This window comes from Limnospira sp., assembly GCF_051859755.1.
Lineage (GTDB): Bacteria > Cyanobacteriota > Cyanobacteriia > Cyanobacteriales > Microcoleaceae > Limnospira > Limnospira fusiformis.
This window is the reverse complement of record NZ_JBIMLI010000004.1, coordinates 42538-66305: the sequence shown is the minus strand read 5'-3', so window position 1 is coordinate 66305 and position 23768 is coordinate 42538. Positions and strand designations below refer to the sequence as shown.

Below are 23768 nucleotides of genomic sequence, written 5' to 3'. Positions count from 1 at the left end.
TTGTCAAGGGTATCTGGGGATGGTCCAAATATTCTGGGATGTGGTAGTAGCCTAAAAAAAGGTGGGTTTTGGAGGTTTTGGGGGGAGGCAAAAGATTTATAAAGTGGGTTTTGTGGGTAATTTTATTAATCAGTTGATTATCTTGGTAAGCTGGGTTTAAATGGTAGGGCAATTATTAATCATTAGCCTTAGTGAAAATTGAGGGAGGATTGAATATTCAGTATATTTGATCACTGTTTATAGCTGGGTCTAAGTGATTTTTAATGCGATCGAATATTTATTTTTAGCAAATCATCATCAAGATTAATTGGATTGGCTTGCATAGCCTGGAGTGATTGAGATGAAATACCGTCAATTGGAAATCCAAGAAACGCTCGAAGACCTGAATTGTTTAATGTCTCAAACCATAGCAACTGAGGGGTTTGCGAAAGTTAAAGCACTTTATCTGCTCAAGTCTAATAAGGTTAGTAGTATTACTAAATTAGCGGTAGTATTAGGGGTGAACCGAATTACGATCCATCGCTGGTTAAATCGCTATAAACAAGGTGGAATAGATCGTTTAATTTTTAATGAATATAAAAAAGGACGTAGGCAAAAAATTCCCCCGGATGCGTTACAGGAACTCAAGTATAAGCTGACTCGCCAAGACTCTGGCTTTAAAACTTATTGTGATGTCCAAAGCTGGCTACAAGAAAAATATGGGTTACAAGTCTCATATAATGTGGTTTATGCTACTATTAGATATAGGCTCAATATGCAAATTTAGTCTGGCTAAATTGTGGAGAGCTGAAACTGGCAGTGCGGGCTTATCCTAGGGGGCTTTCATGAACAAATTGCCGATTCCGGTTTTCTTTGATAGTCATAAACTTGAGGAAGTGTGGAAAGTACCCTATCAGCAGCGGGAGAGAGAGGCACGGCTTTGGGCCAAAGAACATGACATTCAACCGGCAGCTAGGGATACTAAACGAATCGGTTTATTACTAATTGATGTTCAGAATACATTTTGTATTCCCGGATTTGAGTTATTTGTGAGGGGTGCGCTACAAGATAATCAACGATTATGTGAGTTTATTTATCGCCATTTGGGGAGGATTACTGAAATTATAGCCACCCTAGATACTCACACTGCTATGCAGATTTTTCATCCGATTTTTTGGGTGAATGATAGTGGTGAATATCCCGAACCGGGAAGGACTATTACTGATGAGGATATCGCTAAAGGTCGATGGCGGGTTAATCCAACGATCGCCCCAAATTTTAGGGGTTGGGATGAACAAACTTTAGCACAACACGCCCGCTATTATACCCATCAATTGACGGAAGGGGGGCGCTATCCTCTCACGATTTGGCCCTATCATGGTATGGTGGGCGGTATTAGTCATGCTTTAGTTTCAGGAGTAGAAGAAGCCCTATTTTTTCATAATATCGCCCGTTACAGTCAAACTCACCTAGAATTCAAAGGTCAACATCCCCTCACGGAAAATTATTCGGTTCTAAAGCCAGAGGTTTTAGTAGCTAGTAATGGCGTGAGTATTGGGAACAAAAATCAGGGACTAATTGAGAAACTGCTGAACTTTGATCTGCTATTTATTGCGGGTCAAGCTAAGAGTCACTGTGTCGCCTGGACTGTGGAGGATTTACTGACAGAAATTCAACATCGCGATCGCACTTTAGCGCAACGGGTTTATGTGTTAGAAGATTGTACTTCTCCGGTAATAGTTCCAGGTGTAGTCGATTTCACAGAAGCCGCAGAAGCCGCATTTGAAAGGTTTTCTGCCGCCGGAATTAATCTAGTTAAATCCACCGATGCGATCGCCTTATAATGGTTGTGCGGTAATAGCTTCCCAGAAGTGGAGGGAGAAGGCTTGAGGAGTAGCTGTAACCCGCATTTTTTGACCCCAACTGTAAACTTGAAAATCAATTAATTGGGGAGAATTAGTATCAGTGAAATCCATAGCACTGACCACCGCCACCCAATGACTAGGATAAGGTATTAAAGGCGGCTTATTTTTGAGTAAAGCCTCAGCATTTATCAAAGCCAACACCACCCCACCTTGGTCTAAAACAGCAGTGGCATTTTCCATAGCTTGGAGATGACCAAATAAATAAGGTTTGGTGAAATTAACATCAGCAAAGCCGAGAAGTTCCTGAGTCCATCCCACAATTTCCCAGGGCTTAGTAATTCCCGCCAAGTTACGGAGAATATCCGGCGCATTAGGCTCAATAGGAAGCCATAAATTTTGAGATTCTCGCAGGGTAGAAAGTAGCATCCAATCAGCTTGAGGCATCAGAAAGTTGCCGTGGGTATTTCGCAGACGTTCCGAGGCAGAAATCCAGGTATTTTTGAGGGTATGAAAGCCGCCGAGTTGAAACAAGTTACGGCAAATTTTGACATATTGTTGGGGGTGATGTCTAATCAGTTCAAAAATAATCACCGCCGGACCACAAAAAGGCTGTCCTCCCTGACTGAGACTAAAGGGGTTTTGAAGGCGCGATCGCATTTCACTAATCACCTGTTCCCGATCCAAGCCTAGCCAGACCCCAGGAACAGGAGAGGCCTCAAATTGAGCGATCGCATCCATAGCCATTTGTAACTGTTGAGGGTCTGGAAATACCTGCACCCGTCGTCTATCCTCCCTTACCGACACCAATCAAATATAATAAAGCCATCCTGACCGCAATACCGTTAGTAACTTGCTGAGAAATCAAACTGCGATCGGGATTATCCATCAACTCCGAACTAATTTCCACACCGCGATTAACCGGACCGGGATGGAGAATTTTGACATCAGGACGACATAACTTTAAGCGTTCTGTAGTCATCCCATAGAGTTGATGATACTCTCGCAGACTCGGCAATAAATAATTAGTCATCCGTTCTTTTTGCAAGCGCAAAGTCATGACAAAATCAGCATCAGCCAGAGCCTCATCTAAACTCCAATGTAAAAACAATTTTCCCGGGCGATCGCTACCCAACCCCGCAAACCATTTAGGTAGCAAAGTCGGCGGACCAGCTAAATGCAACTCCATTTCCGTAGCCGTCAAACTCCAGATATTAGACCGCGCCACCCGAGAATGCAAAATATCCCCAACCACCGCAATTTTCTTACCCCGCAATAAATCCAGGCGGGGATTTTCCGGGTCAAAAACCCGACAAATAGTAAACAAATCCAATAATCCCTGGGATGGGTGTTCATGTTGACCATCTCCCGCATTCAAAATCGCCACCTGAGTATTAAGGCGATCCATCTCGGAGGCGATCGCCAAAGGAACCCCCGCTTCACGATGTCGGATCACCATCATATCCGTTCCCATAGCCAAATAAGTTTTAGCCGTATCCAAGATAGTTTCACCCTTAGTCAGCGAAGAAGTCCCCGGCGCAAAATTCAACGTATCCGCCGACAGACGTTTCGCCGCCAATTCAAAACTATTGCGAGTCCGGGTCGAAGGTTCAAAGAACAAATTAGCCACCACCTGACCCTGTAAAGCCGGGACTTTTTTAGTCCTACGTCCGAGAACCTCCCGGAAACTAGCAGCAGTTTGCAAAACCGTATCATATTCAGCAGCAGTGAAATCAGCCAGAGATAGGATATGTCGGCGATTCCAGTTTGTCGTAACCATTTAGCCTCATTCAAGAAATATTTATCGATCGCGCCGGAGAACGGGGACAGGTCACTGCTATTCGGAGTCAAGCCTTTTAGCCTTGAATGATTAACTATACCCCATACCCATATACCAGCCATGATTAGTATCCAACATTTGTTACCCCCTGTTTTGACTACAGTGATGATTGTCGCCTTGACAAGCTGTAGTGTCCCCGTTGAGGAAAGTTCCGAAACCCCCATCAACCAACCCGACCCCCAAACCAGCAGCGCCCAAAGCAAACCAGAAACCCCTCCCGTGCCGCCGCCCCTAAAAGAACCCACCGTCCCCACAGCAAACACTATCCCAGTCACCCTTTATCAAGCCGACAGCACCTGTCAAAACCTAGTACCAAGAAGCATTACACTTCCGGCGGAACAGTCCCTAGAATTGGCAGTCAAGCAGGTTTTAGACAACCAGGAATCCGCCGACTTTTCCTTGGGGTATCGAATTATCCGCCATCAGCATACCATCACCATAGATTTTCGGGTTCCCAGCAATAGCCCCCGCGTGTTTACCTCCCTGTCCTCCTGTGAACAACTAGCGCTGTTCGGTAGTTTACGCCAAACCCTAACTAGCAACCCCGTTTGGCAAATCCAACAAGTCCACTTTACCAATAGGGGCCAGGAAATTGTACTGTAACTGTGACCCGTTGTATGGTATAATTGGATCCGACAAAAAACACCACTAACTTGGGGTTAACCAGTTGGTATCATTAACTACAGTTCCCGGACGGACTCAGCCCCTTATCATCAGAGGTGTTAGAGCAGTTGGGGCTACAATTTGTGCTATTTGATTCTTACGATCCAGGTGATTTCTACGATGAACTATTTGCCTCTCCAGGGGAACCGAGACCCGAAGGCAAACTGTTAATAGATAGGCTTAATTCCCTGTCCCCAGAAGAAATTAGGATGCGACAACAGGCGGCGAAAACCGCCATGATGAAACTAGGGGCAACGTTTAACGTTTATAGCGATAGTGAGGGGACCGAGAGGATTTTGCCCTTTGATATGATTCCTCGTATTGTTTCCGCGCAGGAATGGGCGTATTTAGAACGAGGACTAATCCAGAGAATTCAGGCTCTCAATTTGTTTATATCTGACATTTACAGTGATCAGAAAATAGTCAAAGATGGTGTGATTCCTGAAGATTTGATTAACTCATCTAAAGGCTTTCTTAAACCCTGTATGGGAATTGAAGCCCCTAAAAATATTTGGTGTCATATCACGGGGACGGATTTAGTACGCGATCGCGATGGTCAATGGTATGTTTTAGAAGATAACCTACGCTGTCCCTCTGGGGTTTCCTATGTTCTGGAAAACCGCCGGGTAATGAAAAGCACCTTTCCCCAAATCTTCGCTACCCTAGGGATTCAACCCGTTGATGAATATCCCAGTCATCTCCTAGATACCCTGCTGAATTTAGCCCCTTCCCACATCGATGACCCGACCGTGGTGGTTCTGACTCCGGGGATTTATAATTCTGCCTATTTTGAACATTCTTTCCTCGCCCAACAAATGGGAGTAGAATTGGTGGAAGGACGGGATTTGGTGATAGCAGATGGTTATGTGCAAATGCGAACCACAAAAGGTTTACGGCGGGTTGATGTCATTTACCGCCGCATTGATGATACCTTTATTGACCCCCTGACCTTTAATCCTGAATCACTTTTAGGAGTTCCTGGTATCACTGAGGTCTATCGCAATGGTCGCGTCGCGCTGGCTAATGCTTTGGGTACCGGTGTCGCTGATGATAAGGTAATTTATGCCTATGTCCCCCAGATGATTCGCTACTATCTGGGAGAAGATCAGATTTTGGCTAATGTTCCTACTTACCTATGTTGGGAACCTCAGCAACTTGAATATGTGGTGGCTAACCTTGATAAATTAGTCGTTAAAGCCGCTAACGAAGCTGGTGGCTATGGGATGCTAGTTGGGACTCAAGCCACAGAAGAAGAACGACTAGAGTTTGCTGGACGCATTAAGGCGAACCCCCGCAATTATATCGCTCAACCTACCCTTTCTTTATCCCGCGTTCCTACCCTGCTAGGCGATAGCTTTGAGGGATGTCATGTCGATTTACGACCCTATATCCTTTACGGTCCTCAAGGGGTTTATGTTCATCCAGGCGGCTTGACCCGCGTGGCTATGAAAAAAGGTTCTTTGGTGGTGAACTCTTCCCAAGGGGGCGGCAGTAAGGATACTTGGGTTTTATTCTAATCTTGGCGGTAACTTTGTTAGCCACAATTGTCGTTACATTTTGAGTCGAAAAAACTATGCTCAGTCGTGTTGCTGATTCTATCTATTGGCTGAATTGCTATATAGAAAGGGCCGAAAATATTGCCCGTTTTGTTGATGTTAACCAAAATTTGTTGTTGGATTCTCCGTCGGGAATGAAGCAACAATGGCGACCTTTGGTGTTAACTACTGGGGATTTAGAACTGTTTAAGGAACGCTACGGAGAGGCGACCGCTGAAAATGTGATTCAATTCCTGACTTTTGATAATCAGTATCCTAACTCGATTTTATCTTGTCTGCGGTTGGCGCGACAAAATGCGCGCTCTGTCCGGGAAATTATTTCCTCGGAAATGTGGGAACAGGTCAATGAGTTCTATATGATGGTGCGCGATGCTGCTATGGGAGATAGTTCCTATTATTTGCCAGAGTTTTTTAATCAGGTGAAGCAGCAAGCCCATTTATTTGCTGGGGTTATGGATGCGACTATGACTCACAATGAGGGCTGGCATTTTGGACGTATGGCAAGAATGCTAGAAAGGGCTGATAAAACTTCTCGGATTCTGGATGTTAAGTATTTTATTTTGCTGCCTTCTGTGGAGGATGTCGGAACTACATTAGATGAAATTCAGTGGATCGCTTTGCTGAAATCTGCTAGTGCTTATGAGATGTATCGTAAACGCAGACAACACCGGATTACCCCTTTTGGTGTGGTAGAATTTTTGATTTTGGATCGGGAATTTCCGCGCTCGATTCAGTATTGCATACTACAGGCAGAGCGATCGCTTCAACATATTACCGGAACTAGACCGGGAACTTGGAAAAATCCTGTAGACCTGGAGTTGGGACGTTTGCGATCGGAGTTGGACTATATCATGATTGATGAGATTATGAATCGAGGATTACATGAATTTCTCGATAATTTGCAAACCCGGGTTAATGGGATTCAAGAGAGAATGTTTGAAACATTTTTTGCCCTGGAACCTATACCGGAGACAGTCAGTCAAAGTCAAGTAGGTTGACATTGACATAAGTATTCCTCTCTCCTTCCCCACCTATTCCTACTAACTGGTAGGTGGGGCGCGGCTGTACCTCGTCAGCCCTATTGCTCGTTGAAATACCCCGGACACAGTGATGATTTATCAGATTGCTCATACCACCATATACACCTATAATAAGTATGTAGAACTAACTCCCCATATCGTCCGGTTACGACCCCGTTCAGATGCCTTTCAGACTCTACAGGATTTTGCTATTGATGTGGTTCCCGAACCTAAAGGAATTTCGGCAATTGTTGACCTCAATGGTAATGATGTCCTGAAATTGTGGTTTGATGAACCGACGAAAGAATTAAAGATTAAAGTCAGTTCCCAAGTAGAAACTCATTGTCATAACCCCTTTAACTATTTGCTGGAACCTTGGGCGATGAAATTGCCGATCGCTGACTATCCCGCACCGATTTTAAGGCATTTACAGCCTTATATAGAAGGCAGAGTTGACCCGGCGGCTGTGCAATTGGCCCAAGAAATTTGGCATGGTTCCCGGGGGGAGATTCTCACGTTTTTAAGTGATTTAAATCAACGCATTTATCGGACTTGTCGCTATACTATTCGGGAAACTGGGGCGGCTTTCCCCCCTGGGATTACTTGGAGACAGCAAGCGGGTTCCTGTCGAGATCTGACGGTTTTGTTTATGGAGGCTTGTCGGGCCATGGGTTTGGCCACTCGGTTTGTTAGTGGCTACCAGGAAGGGGACCTAAATAATAGCGATCGCCATCTTCACGCCTGGGCTGAGGTTTATCTTCCGGGGGGGGGATGGCGGGGTTATGACCCGACTCAGAATTTAGCTATCAGCGATCGCAATATCGCCCTGGTTTCTAGTGCTATTCCTGAATATGCTAGTCCCATAAACGGCAGTTTTCGAGGGCGAGGAGCATATTCTCAGATGAAATATGATTTATCCATTGAAAAACTCTGTTGATTAAGTATCTTAGCGGTCACATCAACAACCGATACCACTGCTATACTAGATAAGGAATTCAATTGTCCTGAACTTTTCCATCCTTTGAGCCTCTAAATGGGCATCAGATACCATAGCCATCACCTGAAAATCCTGAACTTATTGCGATCGACAGAATCAGTGGAATAGAAGATGCTAATCATATAGCCTGTATGTTGAGTCACTATAATTCTGCAAATGAGGGTGAAAATATGAAAACTGTTTTAGTAGTTGAAGATAATCCGATTAATTGGCAGATATTTAAAAGAATTATCACCCGTAAAGGTGGGATGCTTGCCTGTCATACTGAGGATGTGGAAACTGTGATCAATATGGCAACCTCTAAACAAGCTGATCTGATTTTGATGGATATTTATCTAAACAATAGTTATTATGAGGGTCAACCCATTGATGGCATTAAAATTACCCAAATGCTCAAAGCTAATCCTGAAACTGCTAATTTACCAGTGATTTTGGTGACCGCCCAAGGGGATGAAAGCGATCGCGAATATTTCTTAGCCCAAAGTGGCGCTGATGGTTACATCCCCAAACCTATTATAGATCATCAAGCCTTTATTGACCAAATTAAAGCCAAAATCGCGGGGGATGTCCTAGCCGAAAATGACCCCAAATAGAGGTCGCCAAATACTCCATTAATCCACCTGTTGAGCATTACGAATAGCCGTATCCGGTAAAATGCTAGGGGGTGGAGAAATCTCGATCGCCTGTATATTTTCCATGGGAATTACTAACAAACGATCCTCCAACTCTATAATAATTTCATGGGAACCCAAAATCTGTTGCAGAGGACTGACAGCGCTACCCTGCAAAGTTTGCTGAGGCATAAACTCAAACTCGTAGGACTCCCCATTAATATAATGAACCGTTAAGGAAATCGGAGTTAATTTACTCATTGACGACGTGCTTCTAACTGTTCATAAACTTTCCGTAAATCCACCTGATGATAAGCCAGAGCCACCAGGGAATGATAAAATAAATCGGCTACTTCTGAGGCGATCGCCTGCGGCTCATCATCCTTACAAGCCATAACTACTTCCGCCGCCTCTTCTCCGATTTTCTTGAGAATCTTATTATCTCCCCCGGCGAATAACTGACAGGTATAGGATTGGGAATTTGGATGATCTCGGCGATCGCAAATTACCCGAAACAAACCCGCCAAGGTATGTCCACCAGAGCCATTTAACTCCGAGGGACAATAGGCAACCCCAGCCACCAGAAAATTGCCCCGGTAGTCATAGCTAATGGACTCCAGTATAATATCAGGATGCCAAAGTTCAATCTGTGACTGTTGAACCCACCACAGTTGTTGAGTCGCGAGGGTTTTCTGTAGTGCTTCCCGGTTCATCGACCCCAAAGCCAAAACCCCACCATTTAAGATATCCTGAATGGCGATCGCTACCAGGCCCTGATCATCGTAACGAATTTTATCAATATCAATCAGATTCCCCAATTCTGGGGGTTTCCCGGCTGCCATAACTCCACTAAATGTCATAAAAAACACCACTACTGTTTAGAATATCATTTTGTGTCTCACCGTTAGCAAATTTGGCACCACAGCATCCAAACATATTAAGCATAAGGAGATTAAAGTGGTAAGCACCCCATTAAAAACAACAAAATCTGAGGAAATCTTTAGCGCCGCCCAAAAAATCATGCCAGGGGGGGTTAGCTCCCCAGTGCGTGCATTCAAATCCGTTGGCGGTCAACCCATAGTTTTCGATCGCGTCAAAGGAGCATACGTTTGGGACGTTGACGGGAACCAATATATTGACTATGTTGGCACTTGGGGGCCAGCTATTTGCGGTCATGCTCACCCAGAAGTAATCGCCGCTCTCCACGAAGCGCTAGAAAAAGGGACCAGTTTCGGCGCACCCTGCGCCCTAGAAAACGTTTTAGCGGAAATGGTGATCGACGCTGTTCCCAGCATCGAAATGGTAAGGTTTGTCAACTCTGGTACGGAAGCCTGTATGTCCGTACTGCGACTAATGCGAGCCTTTACGGGTCGCGAAAAAATCATCAAATTTGAGGGCTGCTACCACGGCCACGCGGATATGTTCCTAGTCAAAGCCGGATCGGGTGTGGCGACTCTCGGCTTACCCGATTCTCCCGGCGTACCTAAAAACGTGACTGTAAACACTCTCAACGCCCCCTACAATGACCTAGAAGCGGTCAAAAAACTATTTTCGGAAAATCCAGGTCAAATCGCAGGTATCATCCTAGAAGCCGTTGTAGGCAACTCTGGCTTTATTCCTCCTGATGCGGGTTTCCTGGAAGGTTTGCGGATGCTGACCGAGGAAAATGGCGCTTTACTGGTATTTGATGAGGTGATGACTGGCTTCCGCATTGCTTACGGTGGCGCTCAAGAAAAATTTGGTGTTACCCCAGATTTAACTACTTTGGGTAAAATTATCGGTGGTGGCTTACCTGTGGGAGCCTATGGCGGTCGTCAGGATATTATGGCTATGGTCGCGCCAGCAGGTCCCATGTACCAAGCGGGAACCCTATCAGGAAATCCCCTAGCCATGACGGCGGGAATTAAGACTCTGGAACTATTGCAAAAGCCGGGGACTTATGAATATCTCGACCAAATTACCAAAAAGCTGAGTAATGGCTTATTGGAAATTGCTAAAGAAACAGGTCATGCAGCCTGTGGTGGCCAAATTAGCGCGATGTTTGGGTTCTTTTTTACGGAGGGACCTGTTCATAATTATGATCATGCTAAAAAGTCTGATTTGGCGAAGTTTGGTCGCTTCCATCGAGGTATGTTAGAACGGGGTATTTATTTGGCTCCTTCACAATTTGAGGCTGGTTTTACTTCTTTTGTGCATACTGAGGAAGATATTGATCAAACTCTGGCGGCGGCGCGGGAAGTTTTATCTGGTCTGTAGATAATTCTGACAGTCAAGAACTGGGTTTTTTATGGAATTGATGGTTAAGTCTGTCTGGAATTCCCATAGAAAACCTGGTTTTTGCTGGGGTTTATCGGGCTAATCTTAACCTATTAATTTGGATGAGTAATTACTGTAAAAAAATCTTGATTTTGGGAGGAACGGCGGAAGCGACAGCCCTATATGATAGGGTTCAAACTATGGCGAATATAGAGGCGATCGCTTCTTTTGCGGGTCGCACTCAACAGCCAGTTACCCCGAAAGACCCGGCGGCTTTTCGGATTGGGGGTTTTGGCGGTGTTCAGGGTTTAATCGACTATTTAAAACAACAAAAAATTGATATTTTAATTGATGTTACCCACCCCTTTGCTGCCCAAATTTCTGACCATGCGGCTATAGCAGCTAATGAATGTGGAATTAAACGGTTAATGGTTGTCCGTCCGGCTTGGGAAAAAGTCCCCGGCGATAACTGGGTTGAGGTGGATAGTCACTCACAGGCTACTATGGTTTTATCAGGGTTAGCTGAACGGGTATTTTTAACTATTGGTCGTCAGGAACTTTCCGCCTATGCTGAACTAAAAGATATCTGGTTTTTAATGCGGATGATTGACCCACCTCAGCCGAATTTACCTATACCTAGGGGGGAATTATTGTTACAAAGGGGGCCGTTTTCGGTGGTAGATGAACTGTCAATTTTACGGGAATATCAACTGGGTGCAATTGTTAGTAAAAATAGCGGCGGTGATGCTACCTACGCCAAAATTGTGGCGGCGCGAGAGTTGAAATTACCTGTGGTTATGGTGCAACGTCCTCCCATTCCTATGGGGGAAACAGTGGCTGATATTGAGTCGGCGATCGCTTGGTTACACCAACAATAAACCGCCTTTTTAGTTATGGTTTCAGCACTGACCATTGAGTGACAGTAGCTAAGGGTTTCCAGCCTAAAAAATTGCCAATGGCTGCAGTTCTTTCAATGCCAATTCGGGTAAGTTCCCCCCCTAATTTATTATGCCATTGTAACAGAAGTAACTCACTCTCAACTGTGACTGTATTAGCCACTAGACGACCTCCCGATCGCAATTTTTTCCAACAGGTTTCTAATAGACCTGGGGTGGTAATACCACCACCAATAAAAATGGCATCAGGGGAAGGTAAATTAATTAATGATTCGGGTGCTTTTCCGGCTATTATTTGCAGGTCTGGAGTCCCTAAAGCTGTGGCATTATCAGCAATATATTCTAAGCGTCTGGGATGCTGTTCTATGGCGATACTTTGACAACGGCGATCACTTCTCATCCACTCAATACCAATGGACCCACAACCTGCACCGACATCCCATAAAAGTTGTCCCGGTAGGGGAGATAATCGACTGAGAGTAATCGCTCGGACCTCCTGTTTAGTTAACTGTCCGTCGTGGTGGTAGGCGCTGTCAGGAAGTCCCGGGAAACTAGGGGAAAAGTTAACGGGATTAGAACTAATACACTCTACGGCGATCGCATTTAAATCAGCCACTTCGTCAACATCCCAAGAGGAAGCGATACCCGAAATTTGTCTCTCTTTTTTGCCTCCCAAATGTTCCAACACCACGATTAAACTATCACCAAATCCTTGATGTGTTAGGAGTTCAGCCACGGCGGCGGGAGTGCGACGATTAGCACTTAAAATTAACAGACGCGCACCCCCATAAATTACCCGATTTAATAAAGCCAGGGGACGACCACATAAACTCAGGGTTTCTACATCGGTTACAGACCAACCCAAACGACTACAAATTAGGCTAAATGTAGAGGGAGAAGGAATTATAGTAATTTCCTCAAGGGGTAGGCGACGGGTAAGGGTAACGCCAATACCATACCACATCGGATCGCCACTAGCTAAAACACAGACGGGTTGACCACGGCGGCGGATAATTTCTGCGATCGACTCATCCAGAGGAGAAGTCCAGAGGAGTTTTTCTCGTTTATCCTCCGGGGGTAACATTGCTAAATGACGTTGACCACCGACAACTACTGAAGCCATAGATAAAAGCGATCGCGCCGTGGCGCTTAACCCTTCTAACCCATCTTCCCCAATTCCTACAATTGATAACCATTTGTGGGAAAAATCCCTGCTGACCATGATTTATAGTTAAAATACCAGTATTCATGATATAGTATTTGGGCTTGTCGTTGGGAAAGTTCGGTGAGATTCCGACACTGTGCCGCAACTGTAATACAATTTTCTGAGTCAGAATGCCAACTACAAGTTATTGATGAGTTGTCAAAATCAGCTAATTTTGCGGCTCATTCTCTGCGTCGCATGGAGAAACAAATCACCATGAATTGGTTAGTTAAAGCAAATGTTTGTCCGGGTCTATTTTATGGAACCCACGCCCAGGATGGTTTTTTAATCCGCATTCGGACTCCGGGCGGATTAATTAATAGTAAACAGGGTAAATTATTGGGTTATTTATTAACGGAGTGGGGAGGGACGCTACAAGTAACTAATCGCGCTAATTTACAAATTCGGGGAGTGCAAAAACCACCAACTAGCGCCGTTTTTGAGATGCTGAAAAAATTAAATTTAGCTGCTCAACATCCCCACATAGACCACCTACGCAATATTATGGGTAGTCCGACGGCGGGAATTGATAGCCAGGAGTTAATTGATACTAGTCCCCTGATTAAAGCCCTGGATAATCTGATTCAAAATCACCCGTTAATTGGCGAACTTAGTCCTAAGTTTAGCATCGGAGTTGATGGGGGGGGGACTGTGGGAATTGGTATCCGTTCTCCGGTGGCTTGGGAACATCGATATAATGAGATTCAGCTTAATGCGATCTCGGTAGATGATGGGAATAATAGCATTAATTTTCAGTTGGCGATCGCCGGAGATAAAAAGCTATATAATACCCAACTTGTCATCACGCCAGAACAATGTTTATCTGTAGTCGCTACCCTTATTAATGTCTATGGGGAGTATGTCCGAAACAACCCCTTAGATACCGGGAAAAAGCCTCGGATGAAACAGCTAATTGACCATCTAGGATTAGATACATATATCCAGCAAGTCAACAGCCAACTAACCCAGCCCTTGCCGATATTGTCCGCTGAACCTACCCCCAGCCAACCCTATCATCATTTAGGAATTTATCCCCAAAAAAACGCCGAATTGTGTTATATTGGGATATCATTACACCTAGGACAAATTAATGCACAACAATGGTTAGGATTAGTAGAACTTTCAGAAACCTTTGGTAATGCCGAGTTAAGATTAACCCCTTGGCAAACAATTATAATGCCAGATATTCCCCATCAACAAATCAGCCAATTATTGCCGAAACTATCTTTATTAGGCTTCGCGGAAATTGAGTCAAATCAAGTGGCGATCGCTGCTTGTGGTGGTAAGCCTGGCTGTGCCGCATCACTTACCCACACTCAAACTCACGCTTCCCAATTAGCAGAATATCTCCACCAGCGATTAAATTTAGATACTCCTATTAATATTCATGTAACTGGTTGCCCTAAATTTTGCGCTCAACCCAGTCCCGCAGAAATCACCCTTTTAGGGCATACAATTAATCAAAATGGGAAAACTATCGAAGGCTACCAAGTGTATCTTGGGGATGGTGAACAATCCTTAAAACAAAAAATTTTTGAGGGAGTATTTACCGAAATACCCGAATTTTTAGCCAATTTTTTGACCCAAAATCGCCCACTTAATTAATCACTAATTACCTGCAAATTTGCTGATGATAGACTACCTGCGTGACGGCAACCAAATATATCAGAAATCCTTTGGAATAATTCGGGATGAAACCAACTTTCAAGGTTTATCAGATGATTTATCTCATGTAGCAGTTAGGTTAATTCATGCCTGCGGAATGACGGATATTATCGGAGATTTACAAGCCTCAGAAAATGCCGTTAAAGTCGGACGGGAGGCACTACAACAGGGAAAAGCCATCTTTTGTGATGCCATGATGGTGGCTAGGGGAATTACTAAAAAACGCTTACCTAAAAATAACCCGATTATTTGTACCCTAAATCATCCAGATGTCCCTAATATCGCTCGCCAGATTGATAATACTCGGTCGGCGGCAGCATTGGAGTTATGGGGGGATAATTTACAAGGCGCAGTGGTAGCCATTGGTAATGCACCGACTGCCCTCTTTCACCTGCTGGAAATGTTGGATGATGGTTTAGTGAAACCTGCACTGATTTTAGGGTTTCCGGTCGGCTTTGTCGGCGCGGCAGAGTCGAAACTTGAATTGGCATCTAATAGCCGTGGTATTCCATTTATGACACTCCATGGGCGGCGCGGTGGGAGTGCGATCGCAGCGGCGGCAGTAAATGCGTTAGCAAAGGAAAATGAATTATGACTAAATTAGGGCGACTTTATGGGTTGGGAATTGGTCCGGGAGATCCGGAATTACTAACTTTAAAAGCACATCGTATTTTAACAACTGTTCCCGTCATTGCCTATCCCAGTTTGGAAAATGGCAAGGTTTTAGCTAGGGCGATCGTCGCCGATTTTATCTCCCCTGATCAGATCGAAATTCCTATCCCCCTACCCTTTAGTGTGCAGCGATCGTCACAGCCTTATTATGATATCGGGGCGGAAAAAATTGCCGAACATCTCAGCCAGGGGAAAGATGTGGCGGTTTTGTGTCTGGGAGATCCGATGCTTTATGGTACGTTTATGTACATTTTTAATCGCTTATCAGGGCGGTTTTCAATTGAGGTCATACCTGGGATTTCTTCAGTGATGGCTAGTGCGGCTATGTTGGGAGTACCGATAACTTATCGCAATGATGTCTTTACCATTCTTCCGGCTACATTAGAGGCGGATATATTACGCGATCGCCTCTCGGTAGCTGATGCAGCCGCCATTATGAAATTAGGTCGGCATTTTGCTAAAGTTTATCAAATTTTGGCAGATTTAGGACTACTACAAAGGGCTTTATATATCGAACGCGCTACTTGGAAAAATCAGGCAATTATCCCCATTACAGAAGTTGACCATAACTCAGTTACCTACTGGTCATTAATTTTAGTACCTAGTCACAACCTGCCCAAATAACCCCGAATTAACCCTTAATTCCCCCTAAGTTATGAACCAACCAGCCATTATTGTTTTAACCGAAAATAGTCTTGATGTGGCTAAGAACATCCAAAAAGCGCTAGGTAATGGGATTATCTATGGTTCCCCAAAACGCACCCAGTCGGCTGATTTAACCTATGATAATTTTGGGGATACCCTGCGGGAACTCTTCCAAACAGGAACCCCCATTATTGGCATTTGTGCGGCGGGGATTTTAATTCGCACTTTAGCACCATTATTAATCAATAAATGGCAGGAACCTCCCGTTTTAGCTGTGGCTGAAGATGGTAGCGCCGTCGTGCCACTTTTAGGGGGTTTACAAGGGGTTAATGATTTGGCGCGTAAAATTGCCCAATTCTTGCAGGTTTCTCCAGCTATTACCACCACAGGAGAAATTAGATTTAAAACGGCTTTATTATCTCCCCCCAAGGGTTATCAATTGATTAATCCTGATGATGCCAAAACCTTTATTTCCGATTTGTTGGCGGGAGAACAAGTTAAATTGCTCGGAGATGCACCCTGGTTACAAAATAGTAAATTGCCCTTTGATGAACAGGGAAAATTGACTATTGAAATCGTAGATAAAGCAGATATAGACACTCTTCAGCCTAGGGGCGATCGCTTAATTTATCAGTTAGAGAGTTCACCAGAAATCACCGGTAAATTAGCCATAATTGGCACCGGACCCGGAAGCCATGATTGGCTATCTCCCCAAGTTCGCGAGGTCTTAGAAAATGCTAGTGATTGGGTAGGTTATAAAACCTATTTAGACCTAGTTGAATTTTTAAGAAAACCCGAAATTATCCGCCATGAATCTGATAATAGGGTAGAATTAAATAGGGCGGAGACTGCCTTAAATTTAGCCGCTAAAGGGCGTTCAGTGGTGCTAATTTCTTCCGGCGATCCAGGCATTTACGCCATGGCTTCAGCGGTATTTGAAGTATTAGAAACCAAAGCCAAACCAGAATGGGAGGCGATCGCTATCCAGGTCTGTCCAGGTATTTCCGCCATGCAAGCCGCCGCCGCCAGAGTTGGCGCACCATTAGGACACGATTTCTGCGTCATTTCCCTATCAGATATTCTCAAACCCTGGGATGTCATTATCAACCGCATTGAATTAGCCGCCAAAGCCGATTTAGCCATGGCATTTTATAACCCTGTTTCTCAACAAAGAACCTGGCAACTTGACCAAGCAAAACAGATATTATTAAAGTGGAGGTCTCCCCAAACTCCCATTATCTTAGCCCGAAATTTAGGCAGAAAAGGAGAAACCGTCACCGTCAAAATACTCGAACAATTAACCGCTCAAGATGCCGATATGCGAACCATAATTTTAATTGGAAACAGCCAAACTCGCATCATTAACCAAAACCAAAACCAGCAGTGGATTTACACCCCACGCCATTATCCCTCTCTCCCCAAAGGACGGGTTTATTAATCCTCCGGTTGGGAAACGAGAAACTAGCAGAACCCCCCGACAATTAACAATTATTAATTAATCACTGGCTGGGGGCGGGTTTATTAATCCTCCGGTTGGGAGGCGATAAACTACCAGAACCCGCCCCTACAATTATCAATTATTAATTAATCACTGGCTGGGGGCGGGTTGATTAATCCTCCGGTTGGGAGGCGATAAACTAGCAGAACCCCCCGACAATTATCAATTATTAATTAATCACCGGGTGAGGGCGGGTTTATTAATCCTCTCCTAGGCAAACGAGAAACTGGCAGAACCCGCCCCGACAATTAACAATTATTAATTATTAATTATTAATTATTAATTATTTGCGTTTTCGATTATTAAGAATCTGTTACCCTAGAGTGTACCCATTCCACAATAGCATCAGCCAAAGTAGTCGCTAATTTCCGCTGTTCAACCGGGTTAATAATCCATTCAAACTCTTCGGGATTAATCATAAACCCTAATTCCAATAATACCGAAGGGGTAACAGAAGGACGAGTTAGGGCGAGATTATTCCAAAAGACACCATAGGAAGGTCGATCCAATTTTTCCACCAAATAATTATGCAGAAAAACCGCTAAATTGTGGGCTTGGGGATGAAACCAAAACATCCCAACTCCCTTGGTATTGATGGCATCTCCATTATCCGGTAAGGCATTATAATGAATCGAAAAAGCCAGATCCGGCTTTTGTTGATTAATCATTTCCACCCGTTCATGAGGCCATAAATCATCATCACCCTCGCGGGTCATAAACACCGTTGCACCCCGTTTAATTAACTCACTTTGCAACAGAGAAGACATGATCAAAGCGACATCTTTTTCCGGGTATCCTGTCGGTCCTCTCGCGCCTAAATCCTCATCACTACCATGTCCGGGGTCTAGTAAAATTTTCACCCCGGTTAGAGGTCTTCCCCGGCGAATAGATGCCAGAAAACTCTGATCATCTAACGCACCCAATTCGGGGGGATGTTTAAGGGATAAAACCAAAGTTGTGCCAGCATAATTAACTTCATATCCCCACTGCTGAGAAGTTCTAAAATGGAAAGTATATTCAACCGCTGCTTGAGTTTCTCCCATGGGTGAGAGAACAGGTTGCCAGTCCATCCGTTCAATTAATGGGTTATCATCAAAGCGGATAGTATCAGTTTGGGCAGTTGTATTATGCAGAGTAATAGTTAAAGTTCGATCGCCCTGTTTAATACTAATCGGAACCGGAACTTGTAAAGGAAAATAAACCTTAGTCCATTGTCCATCTCGGCGCGCACTAGCGCTGCGAATCATGGAATTAGGAGGAATAGAACCGGAGAAAATCCGGGTTTCATCCGCTTTTATCCATCCGCCATAGTCCAGACGTAAATAATCTCCATCCCTACCAGTAATGCGCGACCGGGTTCCTTTGGGAAGCGGAGTTAGACGGGAATAAGTAGTGCTAGGTCCGGTTCTGGCGACCCCTGCATCGACAATTACTTCGGCGATTTCAAATTGAGTCGGAGACAAAATAGACACGGTTCCGGTGGCTGTTTGCGTGACGGTTTCACCATTGAGAATAAGTTGATATCGGGGTTGACCTAAATCGATCGCCTTCCGATTATTAGCAAAATCAGTATCTGGGGAAATAGTGGCGCATCCCCCGAACTTTCCCCCTATATTTATAGGTTCGTTGGTGCCAGTCAAAACCGCCTTATTATCAGGAAGTTGCCGACTTTCAGTTTGCTTAAATAGCGGGATAGTTTCCCCCCCAATATCCACGGAAACTTCGGCGTTAGGAGGTGCGATCGCACTAAAACAAAGAATTTCCCCTGGCAGTCGGGAAATGGGGCTAGAAGGGGTCAAGGATTCCGGCACAAACGCTATTCCATCGGGGATAGGTGGTTGATTAGAAACGCGGGTAATAGTGCGGCGAATTTCCTGATCACCGTGGCGGAGGATAAATTCATTTTCCCCTAATTCCAGAGGAAAAGTGGGGGCGAAATGTCCCCCTTGACTGCGATCGATAACTTGACCATTGATTAATACCTCACCATGGGGGGCGGCGGTGCCAATTAGAAAAATGCGATCGGATATAGTCCTATGTTGGTTAGGAGGATACGCTACAAATAAAGGCTGTTCTGCTAATGCTGGAGTGATCATCACTAAAGCAAAGACTATTAATCCTAATATAATTTTTTTCATCAGTGCTAATTATTCTAATGGTGTCACTGCTATGGATTTTGTCAAAAGGCGATCGCCCTTTCCGGGGCTGATTAACCCCCCTGTTCATAGCAAATCCCTACTGCTATCCCAAATTCTAGCAGCAGGGAGTTAAGATGACCACTGTTTAGTTAATAGTTAATTCCGCAGAACCCCATTCCCCATTTACGCAATCGGTCGCGCATAGAATGAAACCCCTTGACCGATGAAATTGGGTAAATCATTAGCAAAGGCTGCTTGACTTGGATCAATCGTATAGAAATGACCATTAGTATCCAGATTAAAAGCTCTGAATACGGGTAATGCACCAGGCACGGGAGACGAAAAAACCCGAATCGAAGTTCCGGGATCATCCGGGACCCATTCTTCCAGAGTTTGCACAAAACTAATTTCCCCGGGATTGCTGGCATAGAAAAAACCACCCTGGGAGTTTCTAAAGCGTTGTAGGACTGTATCTCCCTCTGATACAAATTCAAACCCCTCATTCACAAATCTTTGTGGATTGCTGGCTAAGGTGTTTTTTTCCATTTGATCAGCCGTAAAAATATGGGAACCCGCCTCAGCATCCCAGAATCTAGCTACACCTGTCAAAGGATCGACATCGGGGCCAGCAAACTCATTAGGTCCTAAAATTCCCCCATTAGCAATATCTGGAGGGTTTAAACTTCCTAAATCAACACTAACCGCTAATTGATAGTCTTGGGGTAGTTCTCCAGTCGGGGGAAATGTGCTAGTATCCGGCAGAGGATCATAACTTGTTACCCGCACTAAATACCGGGAAACCCCATCGGCTCTCAGGGTACTCGGTGCCCCTAAACCTGTGCCAAATTCAATCTGACCTGGCGCAATAGTGGCGTTTCGGTTTCCCAAGGCGCGATCGTCATTGGCTGCGATCGGACTTTGACCAGGGAAAGGAGCAGTATCATTAGGCCCAAGTTGAAAAACTTTCACAATTGGGTCATATTGCATTGTATTAAATGCGTCTACAGCGATCGAAACATTCGCATTGGGAAAGGTAGGCTGAATAATATAATCATCGTAGCGGGTCAGTAAGGCTGGATTACGCAGAGAGGGACTAGCCGGATCGGTGGCGCTTAATTGTTCTCGGACAACTTGAGCATTAGTCATTTTTTACGACTCCTCATGATAAATATTGCACCGAATAATAGCCATAATACCGACACCTGTGGGGAGTTGGTAGTTTTAGGGATTCCATAAACTATGGCTTATACAATCATTTATACCACATTTTTGATCAGGTGAAGATTAAGTTTTTCTTAACTAACCTGACCCGCCAGTGGTTATGGTTTTCCCTGACTATGCACTCCCGTAGTCCCTGGGGGAAATACACTATTGTTACTCCCAGGTAGTTAGTCAGGGTTTCTCAACAACTAATCACGATTCACTCAACCTCGTAAACCATCCCCACGTATGCGATCGCACTGTGAGTAAACTGTGAGTAAACTGTGAGTAATGCTCAGTGATTAGACAGCTACCAAAATCTGCGATCGCACTTGTGCAATCAACTCATTTAAACCATCAGAATTTAACCGATAGCTGAGGGGATGAGCAATCAGTTGAGCCGTACTTTGAAACAACACCTCAATTTCCACTAAGCCATTTTCCTGTAGCGTGCGACCCGTTGACACCAAATCCACGATCGCCTCAGACATTCCCGTAATCGGCCCTAATTCAACCGACCCATAAAGTGGTATAATCTCCACAGGTAAATCAATGCTCTCAAAATATTCACTCGCACAGTGAACAAACTTAGAAGCAACTCGGCTATGGGGGGGGAGTTGGACCGGACGACTATAGGGGCTAGATTTTTTCACAGCTACCGACATCCGACATCCTCCGAATTGGAGATCAACCACAGAAGCCACCTGAGAACCTTTTTCCCGCAGAACATCATAGCCCACAATCCCCAATTGCGCCTGACCATATTCTACATAAACAGGCACATCCTGGGCTCGTACCAGCAAAGCCTTAGCCGTTTTTGTCGGATCTTCAATCTGTAATTGGCGATTAGCCGAATCCAGAAAAGCGCTAAAATCCAGTCCAACCCCTTTGAACAAACCAATACTATCTTTCAGTAAAGCGCCTTTAGGAAGTGCAACAGTAATCATAATAACTTCGGAAATTTATTTAACCATGAGTTAGCTTAACCTTACTGGAACAATATTGATACAATCTTATTAAATCTTTCCGTTGCAGCCTCGCCCTCAAAGACCCTTTTCCTCTTCCTTCCCCATGTACTGTTTTGGGGTTGACAGGGAGACCTAGACCCGAAACCATGAGGCGAGTTGCTATGAGTCGCCCAGAATCACCGCTGCTTTAGCGCCGTGAGTACGTCAATATGTCAACAAATTTAGCTTAATATTCATGCGGATTCTACTTGTAGATGATGAAGTGGAATTAACCAATTCCCTCAGTCGCGCCCTCAGTCGAGAAGGTTATACAGTCGATAAGGCTTATGAAGGTATACAAGCCGGGACCCTCGCCCAAAACCATCACTATGACCTATTGATTCTTGATTGGATGTTACCCCATCAATCAGGATTAGAAATTTGCGCCCAATTGCGATCGCAGCAAAACCGCACCCCCATACTATTTCTCACCGCCAAAGATACCCTAGACGACCGGGTAAAAGGACTAGACGCAGGCGCAGACGACTATTTAGTTAAACCCTTTGAACTGCGGGAACTACTAGCCAGAGTCAGGGCGCTATTGCGTCGCCCTCCTATTTTAGATGTCGCAGTCACCTCTAACCGCCTAGAATTCGGTGATCTGCAATTCGATTGTGAAACTCAATTAGCCTATCGTGGACAAAGAGCGATCGAATTATCAGAAAAGGAAAGCCAATTACTAGAGTATCTCATGCGCCACCCCGGACAACTCCTCACCCACACCGAAATTCACCAACACCTATGGGGAGAAACAGATAAAAAACCCAGCAGCAACGTCCTAGCTGCTCAAATTCGCCTCCTGCGGCGCAAAATCGAACTACCCAACGAAGTCCCCCTCGTCCACACTGTCTATGGAAAAGGATATCGATTTGGGAATTAGTTTTTCTTGGCCTCCCCTGACTACTTCTGTTCAGGATGAGATGCACCTGGTAAATTTTGCCCCATCTTATTGATAGCAGCAATCATAAGATATAAACGCCCCACGTCCCGTTGATTAAAATAAAAAACTAAGCGGGGTAGATGTTCCGTTTCATCTCCTAATTCCTTGGGAAGGGCGGGGCTTTTTTCTATGCGTCCCCGCGAGAGAATATCCTGAAAATCTTGATTAAGATATTCTACCTGTTCATCACTCAGTTCACAATTTAGGCGCATCACAAATAAATCCCCCACATAGCGACTAGAGTGATACACCTGGTAAAAATCAGCGATCGCCGCCTCTGCTACAGCCAAACTATCTGTAATCGTGTAGATACTAGGGTCATCCTGGGAAATCAAACCCCGTCGCAAAAGCTGTTTTCTGACAAATTCTTGCCAATCATACCAATAATCTCCCCCCGGATGGTCAATCAAAATCACCGGAGCCGGGCCAAACTTTCCCGTTTGAGCCAAAGTCAAACCCTCAAAAGTTTCGTCCAAAGTGCCAAAACCACCCGGAAACATAGCCAAAGCGTCACTTTCGCGCAGAAAAAACAATTTGCGGGTGAAAAAATACTTAAACTTAATCAGCTTAGGATCTCCCTCAATGTAGGGATTAGAAAACTGCTCAAAGGGGAGTTTGATATTTAAACCAAACGATCGCTCTGCACCCGCGCCCAAATTAGCCGCTTCCATAATTCCGCCGCCAGCGCCTGTTAGCACCATAAATCCCTGCTGAGTCATCGAACGCGCTAACTCTACCGCCATATCATATTCTGGGGCTTTTGGTGAAGTTCTCGCCGAACCAAAAATGCAGATTTTGCGAACATGGCGATAAGGATAAAAAATCTCAAATCCCTGTTCCATATCCAACACAGCAGCCGAGAGAATTTTCCAGTCCAAGGACTCAATCTCCGATTGTGCTATACGCACCAGGCTAGAAAGCGATCGCAAAATCCATTTTTCGTGCTTTAATTCCGGTAGCTCATCAATGAGTTCGTTAATCTCTCTCTTGAGAGATGCCAGCGTATCTCCATTTCCAGAAGCATTCATAAAATCAGAACAACTGACAACAATTCGCCCTATATTCGCAGTTTGACCGGGCTATCTATCTACAAAATTCCACCAATCATAGCTGAAAATTC

The 23768-nt window shown here is 44.6% G+C and carries 23 protein-coding genes and 1 riboswitch; of the genes, 14 read left to right on the top strand and 9 right to left on the bottom strand.

Annotated elements, in window-relative coordinates; translation table 11 throughout:
- Positions 1-340: 340 nt before the first annotated feature.
- Positions 341-766, top strand: coding sequence for a helix-turn-helix domain-containing protein (locus ACTIE0_RS01590; protein ID WP_006669038.1), 426 nt, complete (start codon positions 341-343; stop codon positions 764-766).
- Positions 767-824: 58 nt separating this feature from the next.
- Positions 825-1823, top strand: coding sequence for a cysteine hydrolase family protein (locus ACTIE0_RS01585; protein ID WP_006669037.1), 999 nt, complete (start codon positions 825-827; stop codon positions 1821-1823).
- On the opposite strand, the gene ACTIE0_RS01580 is transcribed toward ACTIE0_RS01585, so the two are convergent.
- Both ACTIE0_RS01580 and ACTIE0_RS01575 read right to left on the bottom strand, forming a co-directional pair.
- Positions 1818-2648, bottom strand: coding sequence for a hypothetical protein (locus ACTIE0_RS01580; protein WP_315639796.1), 831 nt, complete (start codon positions 2646-2648; stop codon positions 1818-1820). The two genes, ACTIE0_RS01585 and ACTIE0_RS01580, sit on opposite strands and share 6 nt — an antisense overlap.
- Positions 2629-3621 carry an aspartate carbamoyltransferase catalytic subunit gene (locus ACTIE0_RS01575; RefSeq protein ID WP_006626044.1) on the bottom strand — a complete coding sequence of 331 codons (993 nt, stop codon included), beginning with the start codon at positions 3619-3621 and terminating at the stop codon, positions 2629-2631. The genes ACTIE0_RS01580 and ACTIE0_RS01575 overlap by 20 nt, the downstream gene beginning before the upstream one ends.
- Before the next feature lie 120 nt (positions 3622-3741).
- On the opposite strand from ACTIE0_RS01575, the gene ACTIE0_RS01570 reads away from it, so the two are divergent.
- From ACTIE0_RS01570 to ACTIE0_RS01550, 5 genes are all read left to right on the top strand, one after another.
- On the top strand, positions 3742-4284 hold the full coding sequence (locus ACTIE0_RS01570; RefSeq protein WP_006626043.1) for a hypothetical protein: 543 nt from the start codon (positions 3742-3744) through the stop codon (positions 4282-4284).
- Positions 4285-4427: 143 nt separating this feature from the next.
- A complete protein-coding gene (locus tag ACTIE0_RS01565) occupies positions 4428-5861 on the top strand; it encodes a circularly permuted type 2 ATP-grasp protein (protein WP_035760220.1) in 1434 nt (477 codons plus the stop codon).
- 56 nt (positions 5862-5917) lie between these two features.
- Positions 5918-6898 (top strand): alpha-E domain-containing protein, encoded by a 981-nt coding sequence (locus ACTIE0_RS01560; protein ID WP_006626041.1) that lies wholly within the window; start codon positions 5918-5920, stop codon positions 6896-6898.
- Between the two features lie 112 nt (positions 6899-7010).
- Complete coding sequence (locus tag ACTIE0_RS01555) at positions 7011-7856, top strand: transglutaminase family protein (RefSeq protein ID WP_006669036.1); 846 nt, start codon at positions 7011-7013, stop codon at positions 7854-7856.
- 230 nt (positions 7857-8086) lie between these two features.
- Positions 8087-8509, top strand: coding sequence for a response regulator (locus ACTIE0_RS01550; protein ID WP_006669035.1), 423 nt, complete (start codon positions 8087-8089; stop codon positions 8507-8509).
- A gap of 18 nt (positions 8510-8527) precedes the next feature.
- On the opposite strand, the gene ACTIE0_RS01545 is transcribed toward ACTIE0_RS01550, so the two are convergent.
- Both ACTIE0_RS01545 and hisE read right to left on the bottom strand, forming a co-directional pair.
- Entirely contained in the window at positions 8528-8788 is a 261-nt protein-coding gene (locus tag ACTIE0_RS01545) for a hypothetical protein (RefSeq protein ID WP_006626038.1), read from the bottom strand.
- Positions 8785-9387, bottom strand: a complete 603-nt coding sequence (hisE, locus tag ACTIE0_RS01540; RefSeq protein ID WP_006669034.1) for a phosphoribosyl-ATP diphosphatase — start codon at positions 9385-9387, stop codon at positions 8785-8787. The genes ACTIE0_RS01545 and hisE overlap by 4 nt, the downstream gene beginning before the upstream one ends.
- Positions 9388-9484: 97 nt before the next feature.
- Here hisE and hemL point away from each other — a divergent pair, with 97 nt between their 5' ends.
- Positions 9485-10783, top strand: coding sequence for a glutamate-1-semialdehyde 2,1-aminomutase (gene hemL, locus ACTIE0_RS01535; protein WP_006669033.1), 1299 nt, complete (start codon positions 9485-9487; stop codon positions 10781-10783).
- A gap of 122 nt (positions 10784-10905) precedes the next feature.
- Entirely contained in the window at positions 10906-11661 is a 756-nt protein-coding gene (locus ACTIE0_RS01530; protein WP_006669032.1) for a cobalt-precorrin-6A reductase, read from the top strand.
- 13 nt (positions 11662-11674) lie between these two features.
- Here the strand turns inward: ACTIE0_RS01530 and ACTIE0_RS01525 are convergent, their stop codons facing one another.
- On the bottom strand, positions 11675-12901 hold the full coding sequence (locus ACTIE0_RS01525; protein WP_006669031.1) for a bifunctional cobalt-precorrin-7 (C(5))-methyltransferase/cobalt-precorrin-6B (C(15))-methyltransferase: 1227 nt from the start codon (positions 12899-12901) through the stop codon (positions 11675-11677).
- A 43-nt stretch (positions 12902-12944) separates the two neighbouring features.
- Positions 12945-13028: riboswitch (adenosylcobalamin-variant (AdoCbl-variant) riboswitch) on the top strand.
- A gap of 11 nt (positions 13029-13039) precedes the next feature.
- On the opposite strand from ACTIE0_RS01525, the gene cobG reads away from it, so the two are divergent.
- From cobG to cobJ, 4 genes are read left to right on the top strand one after another with little or no spacing between them, the layout of a single operon-like run.
- Positions 13040-14488, top strand: a complete 1449-nt coding sequence (gene cobG, locus ACTIE0_RS01520) for a precorrin-3B synthase (RefSeq protein WP_235720190.1) — start codon at positions 13040-13042, stop codon at positions 14486-14488.
- 25 nt (positions 14489-14513) lie between these two features.
- Positions 14514-15143: a precorrin-8X methylmutase gene (locus ACTIE0_RS01515; protein ID WP_006669029.1), complete on the top strand. Its 630-nt coding sequence runs from the start codon at positions 14514-14516 to the stop codon at positions 15141-15143.
- The gene (cobI, locus tag ACTIE0_RS01510) at positions 15140-15844 is read left to right on the top strand and encodes a precorrin-2 C(20)-methyltransferase (protein WP_006626031.1); all 705 of its coding nucleotides are present in this window, start codon (positions 15140-15142) and stop codon (positions 15842-15844) included. Before ACTIE0_RS01515 ends, cobI begins: the two co-directional genes overlap by 4 nt.
- 31 nt (positions 15845-15875) lie before the next feature.
- Complete coding sequence (gene cobJ / locus ACTIE0_RS01505; RefSeq protein ID WP_006669028.1) at positions 15876-17303, top strand: precorrin-3B C(17)-methyltransferase; 1428 nt, start codon at positions 15876-15878, stop codon at positions 17301-17303.
- 362 nt (positions 17304-17665) lie between these two features.
- On the opposite strand, the gene ACTIE0_RS01500 is transcribed toward cobJ, so the two are convergent.
- The 3 genes from ACTIE0_RS01500 to hisG form a co-directional block, all read right to left on the bottom strand.
- Positions 17666-19501 carry an N-acetylmuramoyl-L-alanine amidase gene (locus ACTIE0_RS01500; RefSeq protein WP_006669027.1) on the bottom strand — a complete coding sequence of 612 codons (1836 nt, stop codon included), beginning with the start codon at positions 19499-19501 and terminating at the stop codon, positions 17666-17668.
- Between the two features lie 183 nt (positions 19502-19684).
- On the bottom strand, positions 19685-20647 hold the full coding sequence (locus ACTIE0_RS01495) for a hypothetical protein (protein WP_006669026.1): 963 nt from the start codon (positions 20645-20647) through the stop codon (positions 19685-19687).
- Positions 20648-21003: 356 nt separating this feature from the next.
- On the bottom strand, positions 21004-21648 hold the full coding sequence (gene hisG, locus ACTIE0_RS01490; RefSeq protein WP_006626023.1) for an ATP phosphoribosyltransferase: 645 nt from the start codon (positions 21646-21648) through the stop codon (positions 21004-21006).
- 256 nt (positions 21649-21904) lie between these two features.
- Here hisG and rppA point away from each other — a divergent pair, with 256 nt between their 5' ends.
- Positions 21905-22588, top strand: a complete 684-nt coding sequence (gene rppA / locus ACTIE0_RS01485) for a two-component system response regulator RppA (RefSeq protein WP_006626022.1) — start codon at positions 21905-21907, stop codon at positions 22586-22588.
- Positions 22589-22608: 20 nt separating this feature from the next.
- Here the strand turns inward: rppA and ACTIE0_RS01480 are convergent, their stop codons facing one another.
- Positions 22609-23676 carry an LOG family protein gene (locus tag ACTIE0_RS01480; protein ID WP_006669025.1) on the bottom strand — a complete coding sequence of 356 codons (1068 nt, stop codon included), beginning with the start codon at positions 23674-23676 and terminating at the stop codon, positions 22609-22611.
- Between the last annotated feature and the right edge of the window lie 92 nt (positions 23677-23768).

Coding starts and splice junctions, on each gene's coding strand:
- ACTIE0_RS01590 (WP_006669038.1), top strand. CDS start 341: ATGAAATACCGTCAATTGGAAATCCAAGAAACGCTCGAAGACCTGAAT.
- ACTIE0_RS01585 (WP_006669037.1), top strand. CDS start 825: ATGAACAAATTGCCGATTCCGGTTTTCTTTGATAGTCATAAACTTGAG.
- ACTIE0_RS01575 (WP_006626044.1), bottom strand. CDS start 3,621: ATGGTTACGACAAACTGGAATCGCCGACATATCCTATCTCTGGCTGAT.
- ACTIE0_RS01570 (WP_006626043.1), top strand. CDS start 3,742: ATGATTAGTATCCAACATTTGTTACCCCCTGTTTTGACTACAGTGATG.
- ACTIE0_RS01560 (WP_006626041.1), top strand. CDS start 5,918: ATGCTCAGTCGTGTTGCTGATTCTATCTATTGGCTGAATTGCTATATA.
- ACTIE0_RS01555 (WP_006669036.1), top strand. CDS start 7,011: ATGATTTATCAGATTGCTCATACCACCATATACACCTATAATAAGTAT.
- ACTIE0_RS01550 (WP_006669035.1), top strand. CDS start 8,087: ATGAAAACTGTTTTAGTAGTTGAAGATAATCCGATTAATTGGCAGATA.
- ACTIE0_RS01545 (WP_006626038.1), bottom strand. CDS start 8,788: ATGAGTAAATTAACTCCGATTTCCTTAACGGTTCATTATATTAATGGG.
- hisE (WP_006669034.1), bottom strand. CDS start 9,387: ATGACATTTAGTGGAGTTATGGCAGCCGGGAAACCCCCAGAATTGGGG.
- ACTIE0_RS01530 (WP_006669032.1), top strand. CDS start 10,906: ATGAGTAATTACTGTAAAAAAATCTTGATTTTGGGAGGAACGGCGGAA.
- ACTIE0_RS01525 (WP_006669031.1), bottom strand. CDS start 12,901: ATGGTCAGCAGGGATTTTTCCCACAAATGGTTATCAATTGTAGGAATT.
- ACTIE0_RS01515 (WP_006669029.1), top strand. CDS start 14,514: ATGATAGACTACCTGCGTGACGGCAACCAAATATATCAGAAATCCTTT.
- cobI (WP_006626031.1), top strand. CDS start 15,140: ATGACTAAATTAGGGCGACTTTATGGGTTGGGAATTGGTCCGGGAGAT.
- cobJ (WP_006669028.1), top strand. CDS start 15,876: ATGAACCAACCAGCCATTATTGTTTTAACCGAAAATAGTCTTGATGTG.
- ACTIE0_RS01500 (WP_006669027.1), bottom strand. CDS start 19,501: ATGAAAAAAATTATATTAGGATTAATAGTCTTTGCTTTAGTGATGATC.
- ACTIE0_RS01495 (WP_006669026.1), bottom strand. CDS start 20,647: ATGACTAATGCTCAAGTTGTCCGAGAACAATTAAGCGCCACCGATCCG.
- hisG (WP_006626023.1), bottom strand. CDS start 21,648: ATGATTACTGTTGCACTTCCTAAAGGCGCTTTACTGAAAGATAGTATT.
- rppA (WP_006626022.1), top strand. CDS start 21,905: ATGCGGATTCTACTTGTAGATGATGAAGTGGAATTAACCAATTCCCTC.
- ACTIE0_RS01480 (WP_006669025.1), bottom strand. CDS start 23,676: ATGAATGCTTCTGGAAATGGAGATACGCTGGCATCTCTCAAGAGAGAG.